Genomic DNA, 25,700 nt, shown 5'->3' with positions numbered 1-25,700 from the left:
TGCACCTCTAAAGCAGGCCGGTAATGGCGGACAGCACCGCCCGCACCAGCGGCAGGGCCAGGTACAGTGCCGCTGCCGACCCGGCAATCTCCACAAAGGCGGCGATGCCGCCCTCTCCCGCGTCCTTGCAGACCTCCACCGTCACTCTGGTAATGATGGCTACACCCACCGTCTTGACCACTGGAGCCAGCACGGCTGGCTCCAGCCCTGCTGTCTGAGCCAGCTCGTCCAACAGCTCCCGCACGCTTTGCAGGGCCTCCAGAGCGGCGGCGAGGATAACCGCCCCGGCAGTCAGCGCCAGTACCAGGCCCAGCTCTCTGACCTGCTTTTTCACCACCACCGCGCACAGGGATGCCGAGATGGCTACGGCGGCAATCTTCAGAATGTCCGTCATAGGCCAAACAGGTTCTTTACCAGATTGAAGAGATCGCTGATCTCCTGCACCACCATCATCAGCACCACCACCAGCCCCGTCAGCGTGGTCATGGTGGCCTGTTCATCCCGTCCCGAGCGGGTGAGCACTTGATTGAGCACTGAGACCAGAATGCCGATGGCGGCAATTTTAAAAATCAGATCGACGTCCATTTCAGTTTAACTTCCCCTTTCCTCCGCCATGCGGCAGGGTATTATGTATCACAAGAGTACAATCACCAGGAAGGCCCCGGCAGCCAGCCCAAGCGCGCCGTATACCTTTCCCATTCTGGCCCGCTCAGACACAGCCGCCTCCAGGCACTGCTCCAGCTGTTCCCGGGCCAGTGCCAGCGCCTGTGTCTGCCCTTCGCTGTCGTAGCGGCCCAGGATACCGCCCAGTGTCTCCAAAATCTGCTGCTCTTCAGGCTCCAGCTCCAGGTCGGACTCAACCAAAGCATTCTGCCACAGGTCCTCCAGCCGCTCCTCGCCCAGACGGAAGAGGCTGCCCCGACAGCGGGCAAAAAACGTCCCTACCGGCGGCGACAGGTGGTCAGCCAGAAGCGCAAACAGTTCGGGAATTGAGGTCAGCCGGAAGGAGAGCTCCCGCTCCATCCGCTCCAGCGCCTCGGTAAAAAGGCGGAGCATATGTACCCGGCGATTCAGTCTGGCTGCCGCTCCAAAGCCCAGCGCTCCCGCGCCGCCGGTGAGGAGCACCGCGCCCAAAAGCCTCAGCATGTCACGCCTCCCTCCAGCCTCTTCACCTGATAGGTGCGGCTTCTTCCACTGCCCCGTATGAGCACAACCCGCTGAAATATCCCCGCCTCCATCATCCTCCGGTAGAGGGGACGCGAGGACAGGTCCTCCGTGCCAGAGGCGTGGGCGGTGGCCAGCAGCGTCACGCCGCAGTTGGCGGCTGCCTCCAGCGCCGCACAGTCCGCCGGTGCTGTGATCTCGTCCGCCGCCAGCACCTGGGGATTCATGCCCCGCAGCAGCATGAGCAGCGCCGTCCCCTTGGGACAGCCGTCCAGCACATCGGTCCGGCGGCCCACGTCCAGCTGCGGCAGGCCATCGTACATGGCGGCCAGCTCTCCACGCTCGTCGGCAATCCCTACCCGCATGGGCGTAACACCATCTCCGTTAGAGACGGCCCGGATAATGTCCCGCAGCAGCGTGGTCTTTCCTCCGCCGGGGGGCGAGAGAATCAGTGTGCTCTGAAGCACGCCGCCCACTGTGAGCCCGTCCAAAATTCCGGCAGAGATGCCCGGTACCGCACGTGCTATCCGGATGGAGAGCGAAGACAGCCGCCGCAGGTTGCACACCTCGCCGTCCCGCACCACGCCGCTGCCGCAGATACCGATGCGGTGTCCTCCCTTTACGGTGACAAAGCCGTTGCGCACCTGCTCCAACACCGTGTGGGCAGAGGCCTGGGTGGCAATCTCCAGCACCTGACCCAAATCCCGTTCGGTCAGCGGCAGCTGCTCACAGCCGGGTATGACCCGTTCTCCCTCCGGTCCGGATACTGTGATGGGGTAGCCGTTTCTCAGCCGCAGCTCCTCCGCCCGGCACTGCTGCTCCCCGCTCATCCGTTCCGCTGCCTGACGCAGCCGGGACGGCAGCAGGGCCGCCGCCTGACGGAACCGCACACCCGCATCCTCTGTCATGCCTCTGTTCATAGGAACCCTCCTCTTTTGCAGCTTGTATCACTGGCATAATCCTATGAGCGTACCGGCCGGAATATGAATCCTTGTCCAACACAAAAAAGAAAGGGCGCGGACATTGTCCGCGCCCAAGGCTGTCTTTTGCAGGGAAAACGTGTATTTGAAGTTTCAAAAGGCTGCTGCCTGTACATCTCAGGCCTGACTCCGGTTTAAATAAAACCGGAACAGCCCGGGCAGACTATGAACTGTTTCTTCAGGTATTCTTTCATAAGGTGTTGTGTGCTATGAGTCTTATTATCTGTACCAGCGACTGCGTCTACCAGAGCGACGGATACTGCAGTCTGGCCCGCGCTGGTTCCTGCGGCAAACCCGACATGGCAGAGCTCTGTGTAAACTTTGTGCCAAAACATCGGCGCTCCTTACCGCAGCATCCCGATACTCCCGGAAGTGCTTCTGAGAATTGATTACAAGATTGCAGCCAACGCCTCTCTTATATTTCGTACACGAATCAGTTGAAGGCCCTCCGGTTCTGTCAGCTTACCGCTGTTGCGGGCCGGAATCAGGCACTTGGTAAAGCCAATGCGCCGCACCTCGCTGAGCCGCTGTCCCAGGCCGTTGACCGCTCTCAGCTCTCCGGTCAGACCGACCTCACCGATTGCTACCAAATCACTGGGGATGGGCTTGTCCCGGAAGCTGGACGCCAGCGCCATCACCATGGCCAGATCTGCGGCTGGCTCGTCCAAATTCAGGCCGCCGATTACATTGATATAGGCGTCACAGGAATTCACCAGCAGCCCACCCCGCTTCTCCAGCACCGCCAGCAGAAGCATGGCCCGGTTGTAATCAAAGCCGTTGCTGGTCCGCCTGGGTACATTGAAGCTGGTGGGCGCCAGCAACGCCTGCACCTCTGCCAGCACAGGCCGCACGCCCTCCATCACACAGGTGACACAGGTCCCCGGCGTATTCTCCGGCCGTCCGGAGAGCAGCATCTCAGACGGATTGGGCACCTCTGTCAGCCCCGTGTCCGCCATCTCAAATACGCCGATTTCGTTGGTGGCACCAAACCGGTTCTTGGCCGCCCGGAGAATCCGGTAGGCCATGTTCTGCTCACCCTCAAAGTAGAGCACGCAGTCCACCATGTGCTCCAGCACCTTGGGGCCGGCAATGGAGCCCTCCTTGTTGACATGGCCGATGACAAAGACCGTAATTCCCTGTCCTTTGGCCAGCTGCATCAGGGTCATGGTGCAGTCCTTCACCTGCCCCACGCTGCCCGGCGCGGTGGTCAGTTCTCCGTTGTAGAGGGTCTGGATGGAGTCTACAATCAGGATGTCCGGCTGAAGCTCATTCACCGCCTCCACAATGTCGTCCAGATTGGTCTCGGAGAGCAGGTACAACCCCTCTCCGTTCACATGCAGCCGTTCAGCCCGCAGCTTAATCTGCCGCTCGGACTCCTCGCCGGATACATATAGCACCTTGGCAAAGCGGCAGAGGTTGTCGCAGATCTGGAGCATCAGCGTGGATTTTCCGATGCCGGGCGCGCCGCCCACCAGCACCAGTGAGCCCTTCACCGCGCCGCCGCCCAGAACACGGTCCAGCTCACTCATGCCGGTCTCAAAGCGCAGCTCATGGGTGGAGGAAACCTCGCTGATGGGCCGGGGACGGTTGAACCCTCCCCCGCTCCGCCTCTGTCCCGCGGCGCTGGCCGACAGGACAGAGGCAGTCTTTTTCTTCGTCTCTGCAGGCTGCTCCACCAGGGTATTCCACGCCCGGCAGGAAGGGCACTGACCGGCCCATTTGGGCGTCTCATTGCCGCACTCTGTACAGTAAAAAACCGTTTTCGCTTTCATTCAAAGAACTCCTTGCTGGGAATCTTGATATTGCAGGTACGCGCCACACAGGGCACCCGCCAGCTTCAGCTGGTACGCCGGGCTCTGGAGCAGCAGGTCCTCCTCCGGGTTGGAGAGGAATCCGCACTCCACCAGAATAGCCCGGCAGGTAATGTGATTCATCAGGTAGACGCTCTCGCTGATTTTGGCAGGCTTGCGGGTGTTGTCCGGGTCCACCAGCCGTAGGGCGTCCTGAGCGGCCTGGGCCAGTGGTAGGGAGGTCTCACTGTCCGCATAGAACACCTGGGCACCACGGTATTGGGCGCTCTGATATGTGTTCTGGTGAATGCTGATGAGGGTGGCGTTTTCTATCGACTCGATCCGCGCCACCCTGTTATGGAGGTCGGAGGTCTTTTTCTCTCGCAGTGTATCCGCGTTGCTGTCATGAAGGGAGATATCCTCTGTCCGCAGCAGCTCCGTCCGCACACCATAGATGCCGAAGAGCAAATCCAGCTTTTGGGCGATGGCCAGATTGATGCCGCTCTCCGCCACACCGGTGACCGACACCGCGCCGCCGTCCTCCCCGCCGTGTCCTGCGTCTATGACTACGGTTTCCGTGTCAAACCGGGCAGCTGAGAGGGCGGAATACGCTTCCCCACCGCCCCTGCTTAACAGAAGAAGGGCTCCTCCGCCCAGCAGGGCCAGGAGCGCCAGCGTGCGGGAAAAAAATTTTTGCCAGGCTGCGTTTTTCACGGCAGACACCTCCTCCCGAGATTCTATGAGGAGATTTCTTCCGCTATGCGGCCTTATGGGAATTATAGCACAAAGGCACGAGGATGAGAAGCGGTTTCTCCTCCCTTGCGGATGGCATAGGATGGTGCGAAGGGCGGCCCTCTTCGGCTGTCCTTCCTGTGAAACCTGTGAAGGAGGAAACCTGTTTGTATCCCGATCATAATACGCCAACGCCCACTCCGCCCGCCTCCGGGTGCAGCGACGGCTGTGGTATCCTTCCGGAGTGCGCACCCCTGGCGGTGCCCTATGTACCCTTTCAGCAGACAGGCGCCAAGCGCTACAATCAGGCGGACGCGCTGAACAATGGTACCCTCTACCCCGGACTGAACCTTCCCTTCCATATCAAGGTCGACGGCCGGAACGTGGTCAACGGCCATCTGGCCGAGCTCCAGGCCCTGGAATTTGTGCTGCTGGAGTTGGGCCTCTATCTGGACACCCACCAGGATGACAGCGAGGCCTTTGAACTCTACCGGCAGTACGCCGCCATGGAGAAGGCCTCCCGTGAGCAGTATGAGGCCGCCCATGGCCCGCTGCTCCAGCGCTCTGCTGCCGGTGAGAAGACCTGGGCCTCCTGGCTCAAGGATCCGTGGCCCTGGAATTACGTCGAGGGAGGGACCAAGTAAATGTTTGTCTATGAAAAAAAGCTCCAGTACCCGGTAAAAATCGCCACCCCCAACCCCAGGCTGGCCTCTTTTATCATCAGCCAGTACGGTGGTCCTGACGGTGAATTAGGTGCCTCTATCCGCTATCTGAGCCAGCGGTACGCCATGCCCTACCCGGAGCTGAAGGGTCTTCTGACCGACATCGGCACCGAGGAACTGGGCCATCTGGAGATGATTGGCGCCATTGTCCATCAGCTCACCCGCGGGCTCAATGACCAGCAGGTGCGGGAGGGCGGCTTTGCGCCCTACTTTGTGGACCATACCACCGGTATCTATCCCACCGCCGCCTCCGGTTCCCCCTGGAATGCCGCCGGAATCGGCGTGAAAGGCGACGTCATCTGCGACCTGTCAGAGGACATGGCAGCAGATGGTGCATTGCTGTAAGGACAATGCACTCCGCGTTCATAAAAAATGTCATCCTATCAGCAAAATACCGGGCATAAGGTTGTACGGAAAGGAGTGTATCTTCTATGGAACACCTTCCGCCCCCCTCCTGCCGGAGCGTCTTTCAAAAATCGGGCACTCCACTCACGACAGAACGGTACACGCAGCTCTGGATTCGGCTGATCAATCAGATTGAGCGGTCCAATTCTGCCGCGGCTGGAAGCAGATAAGCACACAAAAGCGGTCCCCTGACCATAAGGCTTCAGGGGACCGCACCCTATTCAGAGGTGATATCCAATGTCCCGCGTTGCGCTTTACTGCCGCCTGTCTGAGGAGGATCACAACAAGGCTTCTGCCTCAGATGACAGCGCCAGCATCCAGAACCAGAAATCCATGCTTCTGCAGTACGCCATGCAGCAGGGCTGGGAAGTTTTTCGCATTTACAGCGATGATGACTATGCAGGCTCAGACCGAAACCGCCCGGAATTTCAGCGGCTTCTGGCGGACGCGGAGGCACGCAGATTTCAGATTGTCCTCTGCAAAACCCAGTCCCGGTTTACCCGCGAACTGGAGCTGGTGGAGAAGTACATACACGGCCTCTTCCCCCTCTGGGGAATCCGGTTCGTCAGCATCGTGGATAACGCAGACACAGAAAACAGAGGCAACAAGAAATCCCGGCAAATCAATGGTCTGGTGAATGAGTGGTACCTGGAGGACATGTCGGAAAACATCCGCAGCGTACTCACCAACCGCCGTGAAAAAGGGCTCCACATAGGTTCCTTTGCCCTCTACGGATATGAGAAGGACCCGGAGCACAAAGGACACCTTGTTATCGACCCCGAGGCCGCTGCTGTGGTCCGGCGGGTTTTCACTCTCTTCTCTCAGGGATACGGGAAAACAGCCATCGCCCGAATTCTCAATGAGGAGGGCATCCCAAACCCCACGGAGTACAAGCGGCAAAAGGGACTGCGGTACAGCGCCCCACCCGGGAAAACGGGAACACTCTGGAAATACCCCGCCATTGCCCACATGCTGACCAACGAGCTCTACATCGGCAACATGGTCCAGGGGCGGTACGGCAGTGTCTCCTACAAGTCCAGGCAGAACAGGCCGCAGCCCAGGACACAATGGATTCGGGTGAACAATACCCACACCCCCATCATTGACCGTGATCTGTGGGCACGGGTTCAGATGCTGATTTCCGAGAAGGCAAAGCCCTTTACATCCGGCTCTGTTGGGCTGTTTGCGAAGAAGGTCCGCTGCGCCAGCTGTGGGTACACGATGCGCTCCACAAAGAATCGCGGCAGACACTACCTTCAGTGCTCCAGCCGCCATGTATCCAGAGATGCCTGCGTCGGCGCCTTCATCTCCGTAGAGAAACTGGAACAAATCGTAATTCAGGAGCTGAACCGGCTCTCGGCCCTGTTCCTTGACTTGACTGAGCTGGAGCGAAATCTGGAATTCTCCAGTACCCTGCTGGCCCAGAGAGCCGGTCTCCAGCAGCAGCTGGCAGCGCTCCAGCGCCGCCAGGAGGCGCTTGCCAAAGCGATACGGGACCTCTATTTGGATAAGGCACGTGGTATTTTATCCGAGATGGATTTTCTTGTCCTGTCAAAGGAGCTTTCCGCAGAACGGGCGCAGCTGGAGCAGCGAATGGAAGCTGACCGCCAGCAACTGGCGGAACTCAATGCCCGGATTGCCGCCGGGGATGATAGAAAAGAGCGTATCCAGCGCTATATCAACCCGGAGCATCTGACCCGGGAAATGGTGGAGATTCTGATCGACTATATCCTGGTCGGGAAACGGCGTCCTGGTGAAAAGGCCCCGCCGGTGGAGATACACTGGAATTTTTGAGCACAGGGCAGATCTCTGCATCGGGTGAGTGTATGTACGGAATCTTCATCTGAGCATTCATCACACTCTGGAAGTTCAATCCCCACACATGTGGAGCAACGAAGACAAAAAATCACTAGCGCTGAAATCCGGCGGTTCATCCCCACATAGGTGGGGTATACATTTTCAACCGGCTCTCCGCTAACAGAATCGCACGGTTCATCCCCGCATATATGGGGCTTTCTGAACTGTTACCGGCTTAGCAGGAGCATCCCTAGACCATAGGATTTTCCCGGTCCAATTCCTCCCTGCACAGCTTTTCGGAATTGCTCCGCATCTGTAATCTGGAGCGCCCCCTGGTAATGGTACTGATCCAGATACATCCGTCCCCCGCGCTTCTGTGTGTGCCGCCCGGTCAGCTGGCTGCCTTCAATCTCCCGGCAGTTCAGCAACCGGAATCCGTTCTGGTCCCCTTTTCTCTCCAGCCAGGCGCAGCGCTCTTCCAACGTACGGAGGACCCGCCGCTGGCTGTTTTTTCCCTCACCCCGCACCACTTTTTTCGTCGGAGATGCCAACAGATCAAAGTTCCAAATCTGTCCCTCCCCCATGGCGTCCAGCCATGGGGTCAGCTCCCGCTCGCCGGAAAAGCGCATCCCCGGCAGTATACGTTCCCGGTTCACCGGCCGATTAGAGTAGAGATATACTGCCAGCGCACAGCTGCCCTCCCGTACCCGATAGAGCACGCCGGCGCTCTTTCGATCGGTTTCAAAGAGCCCCATTATCATCTGATGGAGCTGCTGACAATCACCCAATGCCCGTTGGATACTCCACTGGCGGGAAAGCAGGTCAATCTTCGTCAGATACATTCTGCACCTCTCTTCATAACGCCTCGGTATACTGTCCGGCGTGCAAACTCCCGTCCGCCGGAAACCCGTTCATCCGGGCGGGTATAGCTTCCTGTTCCGTCTTCCGGGCATTCGCACTCGTAGTACAGAGCATGCAGATTTGGCTCATCCCCCTCCCGGATACACACTGGATAACGCCGGATCGCGTCCATCAGACCGGCATAAGATTCTGTGACTTCCTCTAAAACCGGGCGGGACGGAACACAGCTCTTCCGGCCAAGACAGATGGGCCAGGCAGGACGCTTCAGCGCCTTCACGACCCGTTCCCGCCACTCATCGGGCAGATCCAGCACCGCCAGAAAACTGGCATCCTGCAGATACCACCGGCGCGAAAGGACGGTGTTGTTTTGGCGCGGCTTCCCCTCCGCATTATAAAGCGGATACCCCTGTGCCGTATGGAGATCCAGTATGCGGATGCCAGGCCGATCTGCCCGCACCGCCATATGCAGGACCGAGGACAGCGCCGCAATCTCCGGGTCTCCCCGCTCCAATCCCATAGCGCAGGCCAGAAGCCCTACCACACCGGATTTACTCGGAAAGTCTCCGCTGTCCCGTCTGTCCCACTTGGAGTGGTCCCCCCAGGCCTGCAGCACTCCCTCCAGCCGCAGAATCAATAAGGTTTTCTTCTCTTCCATGGCAACCGCCTCACATCAGCGTACCGGCAATCTGCTCCACAAGCTCCGGCAGGGTTCCGCATACCGTAGTCTCACATTCCGGCACAACTGTATACGGCGCGGGGCAGAACCACAGCCGCCGCTTTACATGCAATCCGAAGCTGTTCTGAATGGTGTCAACCTGATCAGCAAGCGCCTGAATGCTGCCTTTGATCAAGTCATAGTCATTGGCCGGCTCCGGCTTGACGGGCCGCACAAAGGCGTTGACCATGCTGACCGGGACCTTCTCTTCCTTGCACTCAATCAGAATCGCGCTGGGGAGCACATGCCCCGCGAAGCTGTTCTGTTTCCCCGAAGGATTGGCCAGCGCCATGGTACGGATCAGGGCAGGGATTGCAGCCCGTATCAATTCCTCCGCGTCCTGTGTGTATCTCAGGTTCTCCCGCAAGATATCCGTGTCCAGGGATGCATACAGATAGTAGCAGGCAGAGTTGTAGTCTGTTTCGCTGATGATTGCAGCTCCCTTCTCCTCCAAAGTGCCGCCGGAGAGAAGGTCATCCATGGCGGTAAAGTAATCAGACTCCATGTTCAGCTTGTTGGTGGAGATGGCGTGGGCCACCTGCATAGCGGCTTCCACGTCCCGGAACGCGTTGGAGGTGACCATCCGGCCGAACAGAGCCATATCAAGCGTGATGGGGCGGGCATCCGCACCCTTGACTGCCTCCTGCAGCTCCTTGGCTTTCAGCTCCTTAACCTCATTCACGGACCAGCAGTCCTTCAGCTTCTCATAAATCGCCTCTGCCACAGCCTGAATATCCTCCGGCGCATAAAATATAATCTGGGCCGTATAGCTGCCATCCTTATTCTCTGCGCCGTCCTTGTTGCCAAATCCGCTGAGCATGGGAAATACAGCGTCAATATACTCCTGGCTGACTCCCATCTCCGCCAGCCTCTCTGCCGCCAGTCTGGGCAGCTGACGGGTCCGGATGCCCAGCTGCCCCGCCCCAATGGCCTGAGCGAGCAGCGGCGAGGTCCTCCAGCTTCGCTTCAGGCACTGGCTGGACACACGGCCCCGGGTTGTTCCGCCAAATATACAGGATTTGGGTGCCCCGGACTCATCCCGGTTCAGATTGACGGGGGGATAATTCTTCAGCATATGAATTTCATATAACATGGATTATGCTCCTTCCTGTTCATCCTGCGCTGCTTCCGGTTTGATGTAGAGGGCCCTGGCCCATTTCCGCTGTACGCTCTGTTTCCCGCCGTTCCAATAGAGCAGGTCTTCCAAGAGCTTCCGGCAGTCCACCGCGTACCCCTTGGATTTTGCCAGCCGGACCAGTCTGGCCAGCTTTGTGAGCATGAACCCATCCTCGTCCCACTGGAGGTCCAGCAGCGTCTCCAGCCGGTGTCCGGTGCTCTCCGACACCTCCTTGTCCCGCCCCAGCTGATAGAAAATCTGCTCCATGGGCTGACGGCACTTCTCGTCCGCGTCCCAGAGGCAATGCAGACACGCTGCCGCAAATGCCCGCTCCTCCTGCCATGGCGGTACAGAACAGGGCAGGCACCGGTAAAAGGCGCGCATGGCATGCCCATCCGCCTGATTCAGCATGGTTCCGACCGCCCGCTTCAGGGATACGCGCTCCCCCTTGGGCAGCGCATCCAGCTGCTGGAAGAAAACACTCCAGTCCTCACAACTCATCTCTTCATCCCCCTTCTGATTGCCGCGATTTCTTTTCCAAGTATCTTTTGCCGGTAATTCATGACCTGGAGCATGGTTTTCCCACGCAGCGTCAGCTGCTCCAGCGTCCAGTCCGCACATTCTTCCGCCGCCCTGCACTGCCGGGTCACAACAGCGGTCAGGACAACGTCGCAGTCAAAGCCAGGCTGAACCAACACATCAAACTGGCTCCACAGAAGCTGCTCACAGATGGCGTAATATCTCTGCCTGGCCTGGATACGGCTGCTTTCCGGTATCTCCTCCTGTGTCAGCGCCTTATAGAGCGCCCGGCCCAGACGTTCTGCCCGGTGGATATATCCTGCGATAAAGCGCAGTGCGGTTTCGTTTCCCAACAGCCTCTTTGGTATCTTGAGGTCATGACGCTGGATTTTTATATAGTTTGCCTGCTTTGTCATGACCCCGTAGAGCACGAGGAACAGCGGGCGCTCAGAGACGTCCAGTTTTTCATACTGCGCCACAATCTGCGGCGCTCGTTTCCCTTTGATATCGATTAAATCTGTCAGATTGCGCCAGATTGTCTCATCCTCAGTCGGTTTCCAGTTGAGCCGTCCTCTTGCGCTGTATTGATATGTGACATGGGGGTCTGTCCAGGTGTCTGTTCTCTCATAGTTCATTCCCTGGCTGAAGTATACATGGGAAACCTGTTCACCGCCCTTCTCGGGAATCAGATGGATGCGCCGGGCCGGGAAGAGCATGCCAAACAGCCACGATGTCCGGATTACTTTTTGTTTGGGCACCACTTCGTCCGGATTGCGCCACAGAACCGGTGGGCAGTCAAGGGGCAGTTCGGTCCGGTCCGTCCCCAGCATACCGAACACCAGCGTCTGAAACAGGTTCTCGCCCTGAATCAGCGCAAACCATGGCGGAGCGCCGTTGACATTGGAGGGATACTCCTGCACCGCCGCAGTACAAAAGGTCTGCGCCGCCAGCATCATCCGCAGCGCCTTGCCGGGCGTATACACAACCTTCTCCCGCTTATGTTCAAAATGGATGTGGTTATTCCCATTTGGAAGGGAGTAATCCAACGTGGATACCGGTTTCGGCTCCCGATCCCAATCTTTGCAGTAATGGGTCTGAAGAAAGGGACGCTTGGAATCAAACAGGTCAAAGCTCACCCCCTCCCGCCCGCATTGGTCCACATAGCGCTGAATTACATCCCGTTCAAACCGCCCCACAGCCAGCAGCTCATCCAGCGCTTCTTCGTCCTCCGGGTGGAGCATGTCCATTAAAAAGACAATCAAAAACCGGTAGACGCTGTACTCCACCATAGGCGATGGGTCCTGAATCCCGAGGAATATATGGGCCTGCTCCAGCGCTTCCAGCAGACCTACTTCTCTCGTTGTCCCGCCCGGCGCTGAGACCGGGATCCACGGCTGTGTCAGGATATTAAACGACGCCTGCACACGCATCACCACCCTCAAAAAATATTCCAAGTTCTCTGTCCGCCACAATCCTGCTTCCATCCGCTTGAGCACACCACATATTCCCGTCTTTATCTTGCGTGCCGGGATAGATTTCCACCCCCTCCAGCAGTCCTTCCCCCAGGATTGTCTCCCTGTCTCCGTGCCGGAGAAGCCTTGCCCTGACGGAGACACTGGCCTTCAAAATCTCCCGCGTCTCCTCCCTGCTTGTCTCTGACAAAAACAGCCCGTCGTCTCTCCTTCGGCTTTTCCCGAGGAAATACCGGAACCGCTCCGGCGGCAGAAGTGCAATGCGGACTGTCGGCTCCCCCAGCCGCGTTCTGGCAGAGAGGTAGCTGCTGCGCTCCAGATCGTCAAACCGGACTTTCTCAGCCTCTCTGATGGGGGTATATCCCTTATTGGGAGCGTTGATTAGATAACACCCGCTGGACGCCGCTCTGACCTGGTCCTCCATCAGATGCTCCAGCCAGTGACGCAGCTCCTCCGGCGGCGCCTCCTTCAGGTCGTATCCCAGTGCCACCAACTCCGGCAAATCCTCCGGAATCCGGATGACATTTCTACCCTCCAGCAGGCGGATGCTCTGCCGCAACAGGCACGCCGGATAGACAATGCCGTCCGCTCCAAACGCTCCCGGCTCACGGGGTGTCAGTACGTAGAGATGCGGAGCGGCAAAATGGGGCGGCCGTGGTGTATCCTCATGTCGGAACATCCGCCCCAGACGCTGAAACAGCAGGTCCATGGGTGCGATGGCTGTCATCATAACATCAAAGTCCACATCAAGTGACTGCTCTGCCACCTGAGTGGCAACCAGTATGGCCTTCCGTGGCCGCTCCTTCTTCTCTTTTCCAAAAAGCCTGATACAGTGCCGCTCTATTTCCTCCCGCTGTCCGGCCGGGAACCTGGCATGAAAGAGCATCAGTTCCCCATCAAATTCTCCCTTTTTTATCGTCTGGTAGACCTCCTGGGCCTGCCGGACCGTATTGAGCAGAACACAGAGGCATCCGCCCTCCGCCGTCAGCTCTACCGCCTTTGCGGCTATGTCTTCTGCCTGATGTAAGATTGGGCAGAGGGTAACTGCCGTTCTCTGCCGCTTTTCGGTCCGGCCGACCGGCCGGACCAGCACATTTCCCGACTCTGTGACAGCTGTGACCGATGGATAGCAGGCTGGAATGGGTTCCGCTGTGAAAGCAGACAGCATCTGCGCTTTTTTCTCCGGCGGAAGGGTGGCGGACAGCAGAACCACAGGGATTTCCAGCACCCGGCACCACTCCAGCAGCCGGTGCAGAATCTCGCCCATGTAGACATCATAGGCGTGGAGCTCGTCGATCACCAGAGCCTTTTCCGCCAGGCCCAGCAGGCGCAAAACTCCGTATTTCACCAGCAGTACGGACATCATCGCCTGATCCACGGTCCCTACCGCATAGGACCCCAGCAGCCCACGCCGCACCGGCAGGATCCAGCGGGCGGCATAGCACGCCTCCTCTGTCTCAAATCCGGGCCAGGGCCGTCTGTCCTCATCGCCCGCCAGCCAGGCCGTGCTGTGCAGCAGCCGGACGGGCTTCTGGAACCGGTGCAGCTCCAGCAGCGCCCGCATACGCCCCACCATCTGATTGGAGGTCGCCGCCGTAGGCAGTCCCACATAAAAGCCCTGTTTTCCCCATTGCCGGGCCATATGAAGGGCCGCGTAGACACCGGCTTCCGTCTTGCCCTCTCCCATGGGCGCCTCCAGCAGTACCAGGGAGATGCGCTCCTCCGCCTGCCGGAAGAGAGTCTCCACCTCCGTCTGCAGTCCGCGCATTCCGCCCTTCGGGATATTGGGCCACACATCGCAAAACTCTGTGCCGAATTCCGCGGTCTGTGCCGCCAGTCCGCTGGCCTCCAGGAACTGTTCCGCGAGACGTTCCGCATACTCCTGCCCATCCGGCTGGCCGAACCAGGTCTCCGCCTGGGCAAAATAGTCGCTGGACGCAATCCAGTCAGACAGAATCACAATTCCCAGCAGCAGCGCCCCCACGCTTCCCCGCTCTTTCTTCTCCAGCGCCGGCAGGAAGAGTTCCTCGGCGTGCAGAAAGTGAAGCCGCATCCGGTGCTCCAGCTCCTCCTGCAGACTGTTCCAAAAGGGATTCTGCCGCTCACCCTCTGCGCCGCTTTTCCCCTGATGATGCGCGGCCAGAATATCGGCGTAAAATTTGGCCTCGCTGCGATGCCCGGCTGTCCTCCAGATACGTTCCCGCAGGCACCGCCACGTGGTCTTCTCGTGCCGGATGGATTCTTCGTGGAGGACGGGCCTTAATCCCGCCTTGTCCATCCGCTCCTTCATCGGCGGCCAGCGGTACTGAAATTGTCCCTCCACCTTTCCGATATCATGGAGTGAGACCAGATATCCGATCCAATTGCAGAACACCTCATCCGTGCAGGACAAGGCCGTCAGCAATTTCTGCCGCACCCCGGGCGCAACCGCTTTTTTTACGATGACCTGGGCAACAATCCCGGAGAGTTCGGAATGTGTCAGGATGGATTGAAATGGTTCTGTTTTTGCCCAAACCTGTAATAAACCAATCCTCATAGCAGCCCCCTTTCCCAGATGATGTATCTTAATATATTACACCTAATAAAGTCCATTAAATAGGACTATTTAAAGCATGAGTTTTATTTTTTATTTTATCACATTTTTTGGCTCTGGGCGAGTATAAAAACGAAATCGGCGCATTGACTTGTCTCCTTCTCTGACGGTATAATACTCTCATGAAAGGGGGCGCAGGCCGTGAAAAAGGTGGAGTTTGTAAGAGTCAAGTCTGAGCTTTGCGGCTACGGCTTCGGCAAGGGCAGTAAGTACGGCTTTGACGGCGTGGAGGATATCATCCGGGATCGGATTCTCCAGGGCTGGACCTACTGCGGCTATGTGCCAATTGAAACAAGAGGCACCGGCGACATTGAGACCATGTCTCTGGTGTTCCAGCGGGACGAATAGCGCCCCCTTCCCAGGCAGCGCGGAATATGTCGGACACGATGGAAAAGGATTGACAAATTTCGTTTTTTTCGATATACTGCTTCTCGTCATGTGATATGAGTTTTTACAGAGTATCCATGCAAATATTTCTTCTGACCACCCGCTCGGGTTAAGGCCATACGGACAGCCGGGTCAACTGCCGAAGGCAACTGAAATGTTGCCATTATTGATTGAGTTAAAAGCTCAATTTTATAAGTTGGTTCTATCTGGTACCGCCGCGTGAATTCCACGCATCAACTTGTAAAACGGTCAATAAGAGTAGTAAAAGTAAGTATTTGCTATATAGACTCTGTATGAAGCTGTATCAACCGACCTCTCCGGGCACAGCGGCATTTTGCCGTCTGCTCTTCTCTTGTGCCGCGCCATAGAGTCAGGTTTGACGGACAAAAGACTGTTTTACAGGTAATGTGGTTTTCACATTACCTGTTTTTCTTTTTTGCGGCGCGCATTTGTCAGGAAGTATCACGGGTTCTGTACAGGGCCCTGACAGGAGTGTTGGGAAATGGGAGAGAAAATGAGGCTTTACGGCTTCAACAATTTGACCAAGGCGCTGAGCTTCAACATCTATGATGTGTGCTACGCCAAGACCCCCCGGGAGCAGCGGGACTATATCGCCTATATCGACGAGCAGTACAACTCGGAGCGTCTGACCAATATCCTCACCTCCCTGACCGATATGATCGGCGCCAAGGTGCTCAACATCGCCAAGCAGGACTATGAGCCACAGGGTGCGTCGGTCACCATTCTCATCGCCGAGGGCTCCATGATTCCGGCTGGCAAAACCCAGCTGGCCCACCTGGACAAGAGCCATGTGACGGTGCACACCTATCCGGAGTATCACCCGGAGACCAGCCTGGCCACTTTCCGTGTGGACATCGACGTGGCCACCTGCGGTGAGATCACGCCCCTCTCCACCCTGGACTACCTGATTGGTTCCTTTGACTCGGATATCATCACCATGGACTACCGGGTCCGTGGCTTCACCCGGGATGTGAACGGCAAAAAGCTCTTCATGGACCACACGGTCCGATCCATCCAGGACTACATCGACCCCGCCACCCTCCGCCGCTACGACGCAGTGGACGTGAACGTATACAGCGCCAACCTCTACCACACCAAGATGATGCTGAAGGATATCAACCTGCAGAACTATCTGTTCAAGACCGACGTCTATGAGCTTCCTCCCCAGGTGCGGCTTGAGATTATGGACAACATCCGCCGTGAGATGATTGAGATCTTCAGCGGCCGCAATATCTACTGATAGGAGATGAGAAGCATGCCGGTTTTGGATCAGACCAGCGCACCCATTTATGAGGCGCTGGAGCGTTTCCGCAGCATGCGTGTGGTTCCCTTTGACGTTCCCGGCCACAAGCGGGGCCGGGGCAACCCGGAGCTGGCCCGTCTGCTGGGCGAGACCTGCGTGAGCATGGACGTCAACTCCATGAAACCCCTGGACAACCTGTGCCACCCCGTGTCGGTCATACGGGATGCGGAATACTTGGCGGCGGACGCCTTTGGCGCGGCCCATGCCTTCCTGATGGTGGGCGGCACCACCAGCGCCGTGCAGAGCATGGTGCTCTCGGCGGTCAAGGGCGGAGAGAAAATCATCCTGCCCCGCAACGTCCACCGCAGTGTTATGGGCGCTATGGTGCTGTGCGGCGCCGTCCCTGTCTATGTCAACCCCGAGTGCGACGACCGTCTGGGGATCCCCCTGGGCATGAAGGTCAGCGAGGTGGAGCGGGCTATCCGTGAAAACCCGGACGCCAAGGCTGTGCTGGTGAACAACCCCACCTACTACGGTATCTGCTCCGACCTGAAGGCCATTGTAGAGCTGGCCCACGCCCACGGCATGCTCTGCCTGGCCGACGAGGCCCACGGCACCCACTTCTATTTTCACGAGGACCTGCCCATGTCCGCCATGGAGGCGGGGGCTGACCTGGCCGCCGTATCCATGCACAAGTCGGGCGGCAGCCTGACCCAGAGCAGCCTGCTGCTGGCCGGCCCCAACATGTCCCCCGGCCACGTGCGGCAGATCATCAACCTGACCCAGACCACCAGCGCCTCCTATCTGCTCCTCAGCAGTCTGGACATCGCCCGGCGCAACCTGGCCCTCCGTGGCCGGGAGGAGTTTGGCCGGGTTATGCGGATGGCGGACTACGCCCGGGAGGAGATCAACGCCATCGGCGGGTACTACGCCTTCAGCAAGGAGCTCATCAACGGCGACAGCGTGTACGACTTTGACATCACCAAGCTGTCGGTCAATACCCTGAACATCGGCCTGGCAGGCATTGAGGTGTACGACCTGCTGCGGGACGAGTACGACATCCAGATTGAGTTCGGCGACCTGGGCAACATCCTGGCCTATCTCTCCATCGGCGACCGTCCCAGAGAGATTGAGCGGCTGGTCTCCGCCCTCAGCGAGGTGCGCCGACGCTTCGGCAAGAGCAGCGCCGGACTGATGAAGCAGGAGTATATCGACCCGGAGGTTGTGGTATCCCCCCAGCGGGCCTTCTACGCCCCCAAGGAGCGGCTGCCTCTGGAGGATACCGTGGGCCGGGTGTGCAGCGAATTTGTCATGTGCTATCCCCCCGGAATCCCCATCCTGACGCCGGGCGAGCGCATCACGCAGGATATCATCGCCTACATCCTCTACGCCAAGGAAAAGGGCTGCTCCATGACCGGCCCGGAGGACCCCGATATCACCTGCCTGAATGTTTTGGACTTAAAGGAGGACTGACGGTATGGAGCTTTGGTTTCGTGAGGCCCACACCCCCAATGTAAAGCTGTCCATCCGGGTGGACAAGCAGCTGTACAGCGGCCAGAGCGAGTTCCAGCGGATCGACGTGTTCGATTCCCAGGAGTTCGGTCGCTTCCTCACCCTGGACGGCTACATGATGCTCACCGAGAAGGACGAGTTCATCTACCACGAGATGATGGTGCACATCCCCATGGCCGTCCACCCCAACGTGAAAGACGTACTGGTCATCGGCGGCGGCGACGGCGGCGTGGTGCGGGAGCTGTGCCGCTATCCGGAGATTGAGCACATCGACCTGGTGGAGATTGACCCCCAGGTAGTGGAGGTGTGCAGGCGTTATCTCCCCTTCACCACCTGCAGCCTGGACGACCCCCGGGTGTCCATCCACTATGAGGACGGCCTGCGGTACGTCCGTACCCCTGTGGAACAGTATGACCTCATCATCGTGGATTCCACCGACCCCTTCGGCCCCGGTGAGGGTCTGTTCACCCGTGAGTTTTACGGCAACTGCTCCAAGGCCCTGCGCGCGGACGGCATCATGGTCAACCAGCACGAGAGCCCCTTCTATCAGGAGGACGCCGTGGCCTGTCAGCGTGCTCACAAGCGGATTGTGGAGTCCTTCCCCCTGGCCAAGGTGTACCAGGCCCACATCCCCACCTACCCCTCCGGCCACTGGCTCTTCGGCTTTGCCAGCAAGAAGTACCACCCCCTGCGGGACCTGGACGAGGTCCGCTGGAACGCCCGGAAGCTCAGCTGCAAGTACTACACCACCATGCTGCACAAGGGCGCGTTCTATATCCCCGCCTACGTAGAGGAGCTGCTGAAAAATGTTGAATCCGCAGATTGACGTATATATGGGCTGCGACTGTCCCTTTGAGCAGGCTGAGACCGTGCTCTTCGGCGCACCCTTTGACTCCACCACCTCCAACCGGCCCGGCACACGCTTCGGCCCCTCCGCCCTGCGGCGGGAGTCTTACGGGCTGGAGCTGTACAGCCCCTATCAGGACAAGGACCTGTCCGACTGCGCGGTGCTGGACAGCGGTGACCTGGAGCTGTCCATGGGCAGCTCTGAGCTGGCTCTGGCCGACATTGAGGCGAGAGCGGAGGAGATTCTCTCCGCCGACAAGCGCCCCTTCCTCATCGGCGGCGAGCATCTGGTGACCTTGGGCGCCTTCCGGGCGGTGCACCGGAAGTACCCCGACGTGGCCATCATCCATTTTGACGCCCACACCGACCTGCGTGAGGAATACCTGGGTGTGCCCCTGTCCCACGCCTGCGTCATCCGCCGCTGCTGGGAGCTGACCGGAGACGGCAAAATCTTTCAGTTCGGCATCCGCTCCGGCGACCGTGAGGAGTGGCGCTGGGGCAAGGACCATGTGACCTGCCACCCCTTCGACCTGGAGGGCCTGGAGGATGTGGTGGAACAGCTGGGCAACGTCCCGGTCTACTTCACCGTGGACCTGGACGTGATGGACCCGTCGGTGTTTCCCGGCACCGGTACCCCCGAGCCCGGCGGCGTGTCCTTTGACGCCCTGCGCCGGGCGGCGACTCTGGTGTGCAGCCGCTGCAACGTGGTGGGCTGCGATGTCAACGAGCTCTGCCCTCCCTTCGACCAGAGCGGCGTGTCCAACGCGGTAGCCGCCAAGGTGGTCCGGGAGATGCTGCTGGCCCTCAGCAGCGGGAATTGATTGTCTGTTATTTTTCAACATACAGGAGGAATGAAACATGGCAAAGGTACTGATCATCGGCTGCGGCGGCGTGGCCGGGGTGGCCATTCACAAGTGCTGCCAGAACAGCGAGGTTTTTGAGGAGATCTGCATCGCCAGCCGCACCGTCAGCAAGTGCGAGGCCGTGAAGGCCCAGCTGGAGGGCAAGACCAAGACCAAAATCACCACCGCCCAGGTGGACGCCGACAAGGTGGACGAGGTGATCGCCCTCATCAAGAAGGTTCAGCCCGACCTGGTGATGAACATCGCCCTTCCCTATCAGGATCTCACCATCATGGACGCCTGCCTGGCCTGCGGCGTCAACTACATGGACACCGCCAACTATGAGCCCGAGGACATCGACGACCCCGAGTGGCGCGCCGTCTACGACAAGCGCTGCAAGGAGGAGGGCTTCTCCGCCTACTTCGACTACTCCTGGCAGTGGGCTTATAAGGAGAAGTTCGAGCAGGCCGGCCTCACCGCCCTGCTGGGCTCCGGTTTTGACCCCGGCGTGACTCAGGCCTACTGTGCCTACGCCCAGAAGCATCTCTTCGACCAGATCGACACCATCGACATTCTGGACTGCAACGGCGGCGACCACGGCTACCCCTTCGCCACCAACTTCAACCCCGAAATCAACCTCCGTGAGGTGTCCGCTCCCGGCTCCTACTGGGAGAACGGCCACTGGGTTGAGATCCCCGCCATGTCCATCAAGCGGGAGTACAACTTCGACCAGGTGGGTCAGAAGGACATGTACCTCCTCCACCACGAGGAGATCGAGTCCCTGGCCAAGAACATCCCCGGCGTCAAGCGCATCCGCTTCTTCATGACCTTCGGCCAGAGCTATCTGACCCACATGAAGTGTCTGGAGAACGTGGGCATGCTGTCCACCACTCCCGTGGAGTTCGAGGGCCACCAGATTGTGCCCATCCAGTTCCTCAAGGCCCTGCTGCCCGACCCCGCCTCCCTGGGCCCCCGCACCGTGGGCAAGACCAACATCGGCTGTATCTTCACCGGCAGGAAGGACGGCAAGGAGAAGACCGCCTACATCTACAATGTCTGCGACCACCAGGAGTGCTACAAGGAGGTGGGCTCCCAGGCCATCAGCTACACCACCGGTGTGCCCGCCATGATCGGCGCCATGATGCTCCTTACCGGCAAGTGGAACAAGCCCGGCGTGTACACCGTGGAGGAGTTCGATCCCGATCCCTACATGGACGCCCTGAACAAGTGGGGCCTGCCCTGGCAGATCAACGACACCCCCGCCCTGGTGGACTGAGCCATGGCGGAGCTGCGCACCCCTTATTTTCTGGTGGATGAGGAGCAGCTGGTCCACAACCTGGAGATTCTGAAGGATGTGGCAGAGCGCTCCGGCGCCAAAATCCTGCTGGCCCAGAAGGCTTTCTCCATGTTCGCCTGCTATCCCCTGCTGGCACAGTACCTCTCCGGCAGCACCGCCAGCGGCCTCTACGAGGCTCGGCTGGGTAAGGAGCACTTCCCCGGTGAGGTACACGTGTTCTCCCCCGCCTACCGAGAGGACGAATTCCAGGCCCTGTTGGAGTACGCCGACCACTTTGTCTTTAACTCCCCCCGGCAGCTGGAGAAGTACGCCCTGCGGGCCAGAGAAGCGGGCAAGCAGGTGGGCCTGCGGATCAATCCCGAATGCTCCACCCAGGAGGGCCATGCCATCTACGACCCCTGTTCTCCCGGCTCCCGGCTGGGCACCACCCTGGCCAACTTCAAGCCTGAGCAGCTGCCCCTGCTGGACGGTCTCCATTTCCACACCCTCTGTGAGCAGAACTCCGACGACCTGGAGACCACTCTGGACGCTTTTGAGGCCAAGTTCGGCCCCTATCTGAAGGGGCTGAAGTGGCTCAACCTGGGCGGTGGGCACCATATCACCCGTACCGACTACGATCGGGAGCGGCTCATCAGACTGGTGCTCCGTCTGAAGGACCGCTACGGTGTGGAGGTCTATCTGGAGCCGGGCGAGGCTGTGGTGCTCAACGCCGGATTCCTGGTGACAAGCGTACTGGAAACCCTGCACAACGGCATGGACATCGCCATTCTGGATACCTCCGCCGCCTGCCACATGCCCGACGTGCTGGAGATGCCCTACCGGCCTCCCCTTCAGAACAGCGGACAGCCCGGCGAGAAGGCATACACCTACCGTCTGGGCGGCCCCACCTGCCTGGCGGGCGATATCATTGGAGACTACTCCTTTGACAATCCCCTCCACGAGGGAGACACGCTGGTCTTTGAGGACATGGCCCTCTACACCATGGTCAAAACCAACACCTTCAACGGCATGCCCCTCCCCTCCATCGTCTGGCGAGACAGGGATGGCAACCAGCGGGTGGTCCGGCAATTCGGGTACGAGGACTTTAAGGGCCGGCTCTCCTGAAGGTTGCTCTTATGCCAACGCAGCAGAGCAGAAGGCACGCGTGACCTACGACAATATTCTGCGCATGTCTGACGACCCCGATGTCAACGACGTGATTCGCTTCCTTCGCGAGAGGGAGATCGTCCATTTCCAGCGCTTTGGCGAGGCGGTCCGCCTGGCCAAGGAGAAGATGGACCAGAAAAACGTCTACTTCACCAACCCTGCCTTCGACAAATAAAAATACAAGGGCCCCCGGCACATGCCGGGGGCCCTTACTTTTATAGTACAACAGGCGGCGCGGAATTCTCCGCGCCGCCTGTTCGCTTCTCTGTTACAGCGTGGTCAGGGACACAAAACGGGTCAGCATGGCAGCGACCTCAGCACGGGTGCTGTCGGCCTGGGGCCGCAGCTGTCCGTTATTGTCGCCGGTCAGGATGCCGTTGGCGCATGCCCACTCCATGGCCTCGCGGGCCCAGGAGGAGATCTGCGCCCCATCCCGGAAGCTCTCCAGCTTCCCATCAACGGCAACCACAGGGCTGCCGGCACAGCGGTAGAGCATCAGGGCCAGGGTCTCCCGGGTGATGGGCGCGTTGGGGTCAAAGAGGCCCGCGGAGGTACCGCTGGTAATCCCCTGCTCTGCCGCCCAGTCAGCCGCAGTGCTGTACCAGGTGCCCTGAAGCACATCCTGGAAGCTGCCGCTTGCGGTGGGAGCAGGACTGCCCTCCAGCCGGTGGAGCACCGTAACCAGCATGGAGCGGGTCATGGTGTCATAGGGGGCAAAGCCACCGTTGCCCACGCCGGAGAACAGCTCCCGGCTGGCGGTAAACTGTACGGAGTCGGCAAACCAATCCCCGGCAGCCACGTCGGAAAAGCTCTTGCTGTTGTCCACCAGCTCAATGGAGGCGGACTCGTCCAGCCGGACAGCCAGCGCGCCGTCCTGATATACCGTGCGGGGCAGCACCTGGCGGGTTCCGTCCGCCAGAATCCGAACTGCCACAGTGCCCGGATTGGCCGTCTTGCAGGGGATACGGATCGTAGCATGGTCCACGTCATTGGGAATGGTCACCTGAGCGGTCACCTTGCCATCGGGCGCAGTGGTCACCTGAGCAGTGGCGCCGGTCTTTTCGTCCGTCACAGTCACGGTGACAGACTCCTCAGGCTCCTCAGTGGAAGAGCCACCACCGCCAGCGCTTCCGCCACCACTGGCACCTCCTCCGCCGCCAGTACCACCGCCGCCACCGCCGGTACTTCCACCACCACCCTCAGGCGGGGTGACAGGCTCCTGGTCGGCAGTGAGAACCTGGCTGATCTGCTTCCAGGCATCTGCACCGGCCTGCTGAGCCGCCTCTACCGAATTGGCAGAACGGATAGCGGACAGGCCCTTGTTCAGTGCACTGGACAGCGCTGCCTGACCCTTGGCAGAATACTCGCTCTGGTCCAGGCCATCATACTTACTCTGAAGCAGCTGGGTCTCGGTGCGCTTCTGTCCTGCCAGCTCGTAGCGCTGCTCCAGGTCGGCGGACACGCTCTCACTGATGTAGCTTTTCAGCTTCTCATCCAGAGAATTATAACTGGAAATGGCATTCTGATAGTCTCCCAGATGCTCCTCCTGCACCTGAGCCATGGACCGGAGGGTCAGGCCGCCAAGGGATTCCAGCCACTCGGCAGCCTGCTTCATGGTCATCAGCTCGTCTGCCTTTGGCTGCAGCTGCTCTGCTGCTTTGCCCACCACCAGATTTCGGTCATCTTCTCCAGTAAGAGTACTGCGGGTCACCAGCTTATCCTGAGCCAGATCCGCCAGCGCGGCCTGAGCCAGTGCGGCAGACTGCTGGGCGTTGGACTCGGTCAGGTTCTTGCCGGACAAACTGTCAAGAGCGGATTTGCGGTCTGCCCTCCAGGAGGCGGTAATTTCCTCCACGCGCTTTTCAATGGTGAGAACAGCCTCCATGGCCTCCTTAGCAGTCTCCACAGCCCTGTCCATCACAGTGGTGGATTCGGTGCCCTGAATCTTACTCATGCCGTCGGCATAGGCGCTGGAGAGTTTTCCCCAGTCCTCTGCGGTATAGGAGGCTTCCCTGTATGCCTTAAACTCTGTCTCCAGCTCCTCCAGATAGGGCTTCTGAATCTCGCTGAGCGGCGTTCTCCACACTGCATAGAGGTTCACCACTCCATCTGCCTCACCAGTCAGGCTCTGAACCTGCGCCTTATCAGCGTAGCGCACGGCGCCGCCCGGTGTGGTAGCCCAGCCGGCAAACTCCTTACCTTCCTTGGTGAAGGTATTGGCCTCCAGCGCAATGCTCTGGCCGTAGGTAGCAGTCATGGTCTTGACCTCACCCTCACCGCCGTTGGGGTTCAACTGGATGGTGTACTGGTTGGGCGTCCACTGGGCATAGAGGGTAATACGGTCGCCGTCGGTCTTACGGCCAGCCAGGTTGCGCACACTCTGGCTGCTCTCATACGCTGTACCATCGCCCTTGGGCTGGGTGTTCCACTTGGAGAAGGTGTAGCCATAGCGGCTGAGCCCCATGCCTCCGGGCAGCTGCACATCACTGTCCCACTGAGCTGGCACACCGGCAATAGAGCCATTGCCGCCATTGGCGGAGAAATAGATGGTATACTTGTTGGGAATCCGCTGGCTGTACAGGGTCTGACCTGCGGCTTCAAGCTCAGCGGGTGCGGGAGTCCGGAACTCGGGATCCAGGAACCAGGCCGCCCGGTCATGGCCATCAAAGGGGTCCTGCTCCTCGTAGTCGTCCAGATAGACGATAAGACCCGGCTGATTGGGCAGATAAATCTTCTCCATGAAATTGTTCCGCGCCACAAAGCCGCCGCCCTCCAGCTTTGTATTGTGGCTCATATCCAGCTCAGTGAGCCGGTTGTGATCGATATGAAGGAATCTGAGATTTGCAAGTCCACTCACGTCAATGGAAGTCAGCCGGTTGTCAAAGGTCTCAATAAACACCAGCTTGGTGTTGTCAGTCAGATCCAGGCTGGTCAGCAGGTTGTTCCGGCAATACATAGACAACAGGTCTGTGCATCCGGTCAGCGTCAGGCTGGTCAGCAGGTTCATCTCACAGTTCAGGGCGATCAGCTTGCTGTGGCCAGTCAGGTCCAGCTGGGTAATTCGGTTAAAGCTGCAACCGAGGTGCTCCAGATTCATATTCTGAGACACGTCCAGGCTGGTCAGCCGGTTATTGGAGCAATACAGCTGAACCAGTGCGGGGTTCTGGGACAGATCCAGCTGCGTCAGGCTATTCCGGGAACAATCCAGCAACTGAAGATTGGGGAACGCCTCCAGGCCTTCCAAACTGGTCAGACCCAGGCCGGAGAGGTTCAGTTCGGTAACTCCCTGCCGCTCCTCCTCTGTCAGTATGCCGTCCGCGCCTACGCCGCCAAGGTTATTCCCATTCAGCAGCCAAGACCGAAGCGTCATCGCCCTGAAATGCACGGGGCTGAACAGCTACAATTGCTGCAGCCGGAAGGGAGAGCTGACCAACCAGCGCAGCTGCAGTCAGCACAATCGGTATCTTTTTAATGTATGGTTTCATCTTTCTCTCCATTTTCTATTATAATTCCCTACTATGTTACTATTGATTTAAGCT

The 25,700-nt window shown here is 59.0% G+C and carries 23 protein-coding genes and 2 pseudogenes; 11 read left to right on the top strand and 14 right to left on the bottom strand.

All coding sequences use genetic code 11. The features are described from left to right. Positions 1-7 precede the first annotated feature (7 nt). The 6 genes from ACOX7T_RS00455 to ACOX7T_RS00430 all read right to left on the bottom strand — a co-directional run bounded on the left by ACOX7T_RS00455 (position 8) and on the right by ACOX7T_RS00430 (position 4,648). Positions 8-394 carry a SpoIIIAC/SpoIIIAD family protein gene (locus ACOX7T_RS00455; protein WP_433438802.1) on the bottom strand — a complete coding sequence of 129 codons (387 nt, stop codon included), beginning with the start codon at positions 392-394 and terminating at the stop codon, positions 8-10. Then, entirely contained in the window at positions 391-585 is a 195-nt protein-coding gene (spoIIIAC, locus tag ACOX7T_RS00450) for a stage III sporulation protein AC (RefSeq protein ID WP_006572576.1), read from the bottom strand. The genes ACOX7T_RS00455 and spoIIIAC overlap by 4 nt, the downstream gene beginning before the upstream one ends. Positions 586-633: 48 nt before the next feature. After that, complete coding sequence (locus tag ACOX7T_RS00445) at positions 634-1,146, bottom strand: stage III sporulation protein AB (RefSeq protein WP_433438799.1); 513 nt, start codon at positions 1,144-1,146, stop codon at positions 634-636. Beyond that, positions 1,140-2,084 carry a stage III sporulation protein AB gene (locus ACOX7T_RS00440; RefSeq protein ID WP_433438797.1) on the bottom strand — a complete coding sequence of 315 codons (945 nt, stop codon included), beginning with the start codon at positions 2,082-2,084 and terminating at the stop codon, positions 1,140-1,142. The genes ACOX7T_RS00445 and ACOX7T_RS00440 overlap by 7 nt, the downstream gene beginning before the upstream one ends. Before the next feature lie 449 nt (positions 2,085-2,533). Beyond that, positions 2,534-3,916: a DNA repair protein RadA gene (radA, locus tag ACOX7T_RS00435; protein ID WP_433438795.1), complete on the bottom strand. Its 1,383-nt coding sequence runs from the start codon at positions 3,914-3,916 to the stop codon at positions 2,534-2,536. Beyond that, on the bottom strand, positions 3,917-4,648 hold the full coding sequence (locus ACOX7T_RS00430; RefSeq protein WP_433438793.1) for an N-acetylmuramoyl-L-alanine amidase: 732 nt from the start codon (positions 4,646-4,648) through the stop codon (positions 3,917-3,919). It abuts the gene before it with no gap. Between the two features lie 185 nt (positions 4,649-4,833). On the opposite strand from ACOX7T_RS00430, the gene ACOX7T_RS00425 reads away from it, so the two are divergent. The 3 genes and pseudogenes from ACOX7T_RS00425 (at position 4,834) to ACOX7T_RS00415 (ending at position 7,587) form a co-directional block, all read left to right on the top strand. Then, positions 4,834-5,310 (top strand): spore coat protein CotJB, encoded by a 477-nt coding sequence (locus ACOX7T_RS00425; RefSeq protein WP_433438791.1) that lies wholly within the window; start codon positions 4,834-4,836, stop codon positions 5,308-5,310. Continuing rightward, positions 5,311-5,718, top strand: a pseudogene (locus ACOX7T_RS00420) (manganese catalase family protein); the annotation flags it as partial. 312 nt (positions 5,719-6,030) lie between these two features. Next, a complete protein-coding gene (locus ACOX7T_RS00415) occupies positions 6,031-7,587 on the top strand; it encodes a recombinase family protein (RefSeq protein ID WP_433438789.1) in 1,557 nt (518 codons plus the stop codon). Between the two features lie 230 nt (positions 7,588-7,817). Here the strand turns inward: ACOX7T_RS00415 and cas6e are convergent, their stop codons facing one another. From cas6e to cas3, 6 genes are read right to left on the bottom strand one after another with little or no spacing between them, the layout of a single operon-like run. After that, positions 7,818-8,432, bottom strand: coding sequence for a type I-E CRISPR-associated protein Cas6/Cse3/CasE (cas6e, locus tag ACOX7T_RS00410; RefSeq protein ID WP_433438787.1), 615 nt, complete (start codon positions 8,430-8,432; stop codon positions 7,818-7,820). Next, positions 8,423-9,106, bottom strand: coding sequence for a type I-E CRISPR-associated protein Cas5/CasD (cas5e, locus tag ACOX7T_RS00405; protein WP_433438785.1), 684 nt, complete (start codon positions 9,104-9,106; stop codon positions 8,423-8,425). The genes cas6e and cas5e overlap by 10 nt, the downstream gene beginning before the upstream one ends. 10 nt (positions 9,107-9,116) lie before the next feature. After that, complete coding sequence (gene cas7e, locus ACOX7T_RS00400; RefSeq protein ID WP_433438783.1) at positions 9,117-10,259, bottom strand: type I-E CRISPR-associated protein Cas7/Cse4/CasC; 1,143 nt, start codon at positions 10,257-10,259, stop codon at positions 9,117-9,119. Positions 10,260-10,262: 3 nt separating this feature from the next. Then, complete coding sequence (gene casB, locus ACOX7T_RS00395; protein WP_433438781.1) at positions 10,263-10,784, bottom strand: type I-E CRISPR-associated protein Cse2/CasB; 522 nt, start codon at positions 10,782-10,784, stop codon at positions 10,263-10,265. Beyond that, complete coding sequence (gene casA / locus ACOX7T_RS00390; RefSeq protein WP_433438779.1) at positions 10,781-12,298, bottom strand: type I-E CRISPR-associated protein Cse1/CasA; 1,518 nt, start codon at positions 12,296-12,298, stop codon at positions 10,781-10,783. Before casA ends, casB begins: the two co-directional genes overlap by 4 nt. Then, positions 12,210-14,810, bottom strand: a complete 2,601-nt coding sequence (gene cas3, locus ACOX7T_RS00385; protein WP_433438777.1) for a CRISPR-associated helicase Cas3' — start codon at positions 14,808-14,810, stop codon at positions 12,210-12,212. Before cas3 ends, casA begins: the two co-directional genes overlap by 89 nt. A gap of 198 nt (positions 14,811-15,008) precedes the next feature. Between cas3 and ACOX7T_RS00380 the strand changes: the two genes are divergently transcribed. The 8 genes and pseudogenes from ACOX7T_RS00380 to ACOX7T_RS00345 all read left to right on the top strand — a co-directional run. Then, positions 15,009-15,215, top strand: coding sequence for a DUF4177 domain-containing protein (locus ACOX7T_RS00380; protein ID WP_433438775.1), 207 nt, complete (start codon positions 15,009-15,011; stop codon positions 15,213-15,215). A gap of 541 nt (positions 15,216-15,756) precedes the next feature. Further along, positions 15,757-16,515 carry an adenosylmethionine decarboxylase gene (gene speD / locus ACOX7T_RS00375; RefSeq protein WP_006572517.1) on the top strand — a complete coding sequence of 253 codons (759 nt, stop codon included), beginning with the start codon at positions 15,757-15,759 and terminating at the stop codon, positions 16,513-16,515. A 6-nt stretch (positions 16,516-16,521) separates the two neighbouring features. After that, positions 16,522-17,991 carry an aminotransferase class I/II-fold pyridoxal phosphate-dependent enzyme gene (locus ACOX7T_RS00370; RefSeq protein WP_433438773.1) on the top strand — a complete coding sequence of 490 codons (1,470 nt, stop codon included), beginning with the start codon at positions 16,522-16,524 and terminating at the stop codon, positions 17,989-17,991. A 4-nt stretch (positions 17,992-17,995) separates the two neighbouring features. After that, on the top strand, positions 17,996-18,856 hold the full coding sequence (gene speE, locus ACOX7T_RS00365) for a polyamine aminopropyltransferase (protein WP_006572515.1): 861 nt from the start codon (positions 17,996-17,998) through the stop codon (positions 18,854-18,856). Further along, on the top strand, positions 18,837-19,697 hold the full coding sequence (speB, locus tag ACOX7T_RS00360) for an agmatinase (RefSeq protein WP_433438771.1): 861 nt from the start codon (positions 18,837-18,839) through the stop codon (positions 19,695-19,697). Before speE ends, speB begins: the two co-directional genes overlap by 20 nt. 37 nt (positions 19,698-19,734) lie before the next feature. Beyond that, a complete protein-coding gene (locus ACOX7T_RS00355) occupies positions 19,735-20,994 on the top strand; it encodes a saccharopine dehydrogenase family protein (protein WP_433438769.1) in 1,260 nt (419 codons plus the stop codon). A gap of 3 nt (positions 20,995-20,997) precedes the next feature. After that, the gene (gene nspC, locus ACOX7T_RS00350) at positions 20,998-22,119 is read left to right on the top strand and encodes a carboxynorspermidine decarboxylase (protein WP_433438767.1); all 1,122 of its coding nucleotides are present in this window, start codon (positions 20,998-21,000) and stop codon (positions 22,117-22,119) included. Positions 22,120-22,138: 19 nt separating this feature from the next. After that, positions 22,139-22,336: pseudogene (locus tag ACOX7T_RS00345) on the top strand (manganese catalase family protein); the annotation flags it as partial. A 93-nt stretch (positions 22,337-22,429) separates the two neighbouring features. On the opposite strand, the gene ACOX7T_RS00340 reads toward ACOX7T_RS00345, so the two are convergent. Continuing rightward, positions 22,430-25,531 carry an S-layer homology domain-containing protein gene (locus ACOX7T_RS00340; protein ID WP_433438765.1) on the bottom strand — a complete coding sequence of 1,034 codons (3,102 nt, stop codon included), beginning with the start codon at positions 25,529-25,531 and terminating at the stop codon, positions 22,430-22,432. After that, positions 25,497-25,646, bottom strand: coding sequence for a hypothetical protein (locus ACOX7T_RS00335; protein ID WP_433438763.1), 150 nt, complete (start codon positions 25,644-25,646; stop codon positions 25,497-25,499). Before ACOX7T_RS00335 ends, ACOX7T_RS00340 begins: the two co-directional genes overlap by 35 nt. Between the last annotated feature and the right edge of the window lie 54 nt (positions 25,647-25,700).

The organism is Pseudoflavonifractor sp. (assembly GCF_050943825.1).
GTDB lineage: Bacteria > Bacillota > Clostridia > Oscillospirales > Oscillospiraceae > Pseudoflavonifractor.
This window is presented reverse-complemented; position numbering and strand designations above follow the sequence as displayed.

Coding starts and splice junctions, on each gene's coding strand:
- ACOX7T_RS00370 (WP_433438773.1), top strand. CDS start 16,522: ATGAGAAGCATGCCGGTTTTGGATCAGACCAGCGCACCCATTTATGAG.
- cas6e (WP_433438787.1), bottom strand. CDS start 8,432: ATGTATCTGACGAAGATTGACCTGCTTTCCCGCCAGTGGAGTATCCAA.
- ACOX7T_RS00335 (WP_433438763.1), bottom strand. CDS start 25,646: ATGAAACCATACATTAAAAAGATACCGATTGTGCTGACTGCAGCTGCG.
- nspC (WP_433438767.1), top strand. CDS start 20,998: ATGGCGGAGCTGCGCACCCCTTATTTTCTGGTGGATGAGGAGCAGCTG.
- cas7e (WP_433438783.1), bottom strand. CDS start 10,259: ATGTTATATGAAATTCATATGCTGAAGAATTATCCCCCCGTCAATCTG.
- spoIIIAC (WP_006572576.1), bottom strand. CDS start 585: ATGGACGTCGATCTGATTTTTAAAATTGCCGCCATCGGCATTCTGGTC.
- speE (WP_006572515.1), top strand. CDS start 17,996: ATGGAGCTTTGGTTTCGTGAGGCCCACACCCCCAATGTAAAGCTGTCC.
- cas5e (WP_433438785.1), bottom strand. CDS start 9,106: ATGGAAGAGAAGAAAACCTTATTGATTCTGCGGCTGGAGGGAGTGCTG.
- ACOX7T_RS00440 (WP_433438797.1), bottom strand. CDS start 2,084: ATGAACAGAGGCATGACAGAGGATGCGGGTGTGCGGTTCCGTCAGGCG.
- speD (WP_006572517.1), top strand. CDS start 15,757: ATGGGAGAGAAAATGAGGCTTTACGGCTTCAACAATTTGACCAAGGCG.
- ACOX7T_RS00415 (WP_433438789.1), top strand. CDS start 6,031: ATGTCCCGCGTTGCGCTTTACTGCCGCCTGTCTGAGGAGGATCACAAC.
- casB (WP_433438781.1), bottom strand. CDS start 10,784: ATGAGTTGTGAGGACTGGAGTGTTTTCTTCCAGCAGCTGGATGCGCTG.
- cas3 (WP_433438777.1), bottom strand. CDS start 14,810: ATGAGGATTGGTTTATTACAGGTTTGGGCAAAAACAGAACCATTTCAA.
- ACOX7T_RS00455 (WP_433438802.1), bottom strand. CDS start 394: ATGACGGACATTCTGAAGATTGCCGCCGTAGCCATCTCGGCATCCCTG.
- ACOX7T_RS00340 (WP_433438765.1), bottom strand. CDS start 25,531: ATGACGCTTCGGTCTTGGCTGCTGAATGGGAATAACCTTGGCGGCGTA.
- radA (WP_433438795.1), bottom strand. CDS start 3,916: ATGAAAGCGAAAACGGTTTTTTACTGTACAGAGTGCGGCAATGAGACG.
- ACOX7T_RS00355 (WP_433438769.1), top strand. CDS start 19,735: ATGGCAAAGGTACTGATCATCGGCTGCGGCGGCGTGGCCGGGGTGGCC.
- speB (WP_433438771.1), top strand. CDS start 18,837: ATGTTGAATCCGCAGATTGACGTATATATGGGCTGCGACTGTCCCTTT.
- ACOX7T_RS00445 (WP_433438799.1), bottom strand. CDS start 1,146: ATGCTGAGGCTTTTGGGCGCGGTGCTCCTCACCGGCGGCGCGGGAGCG.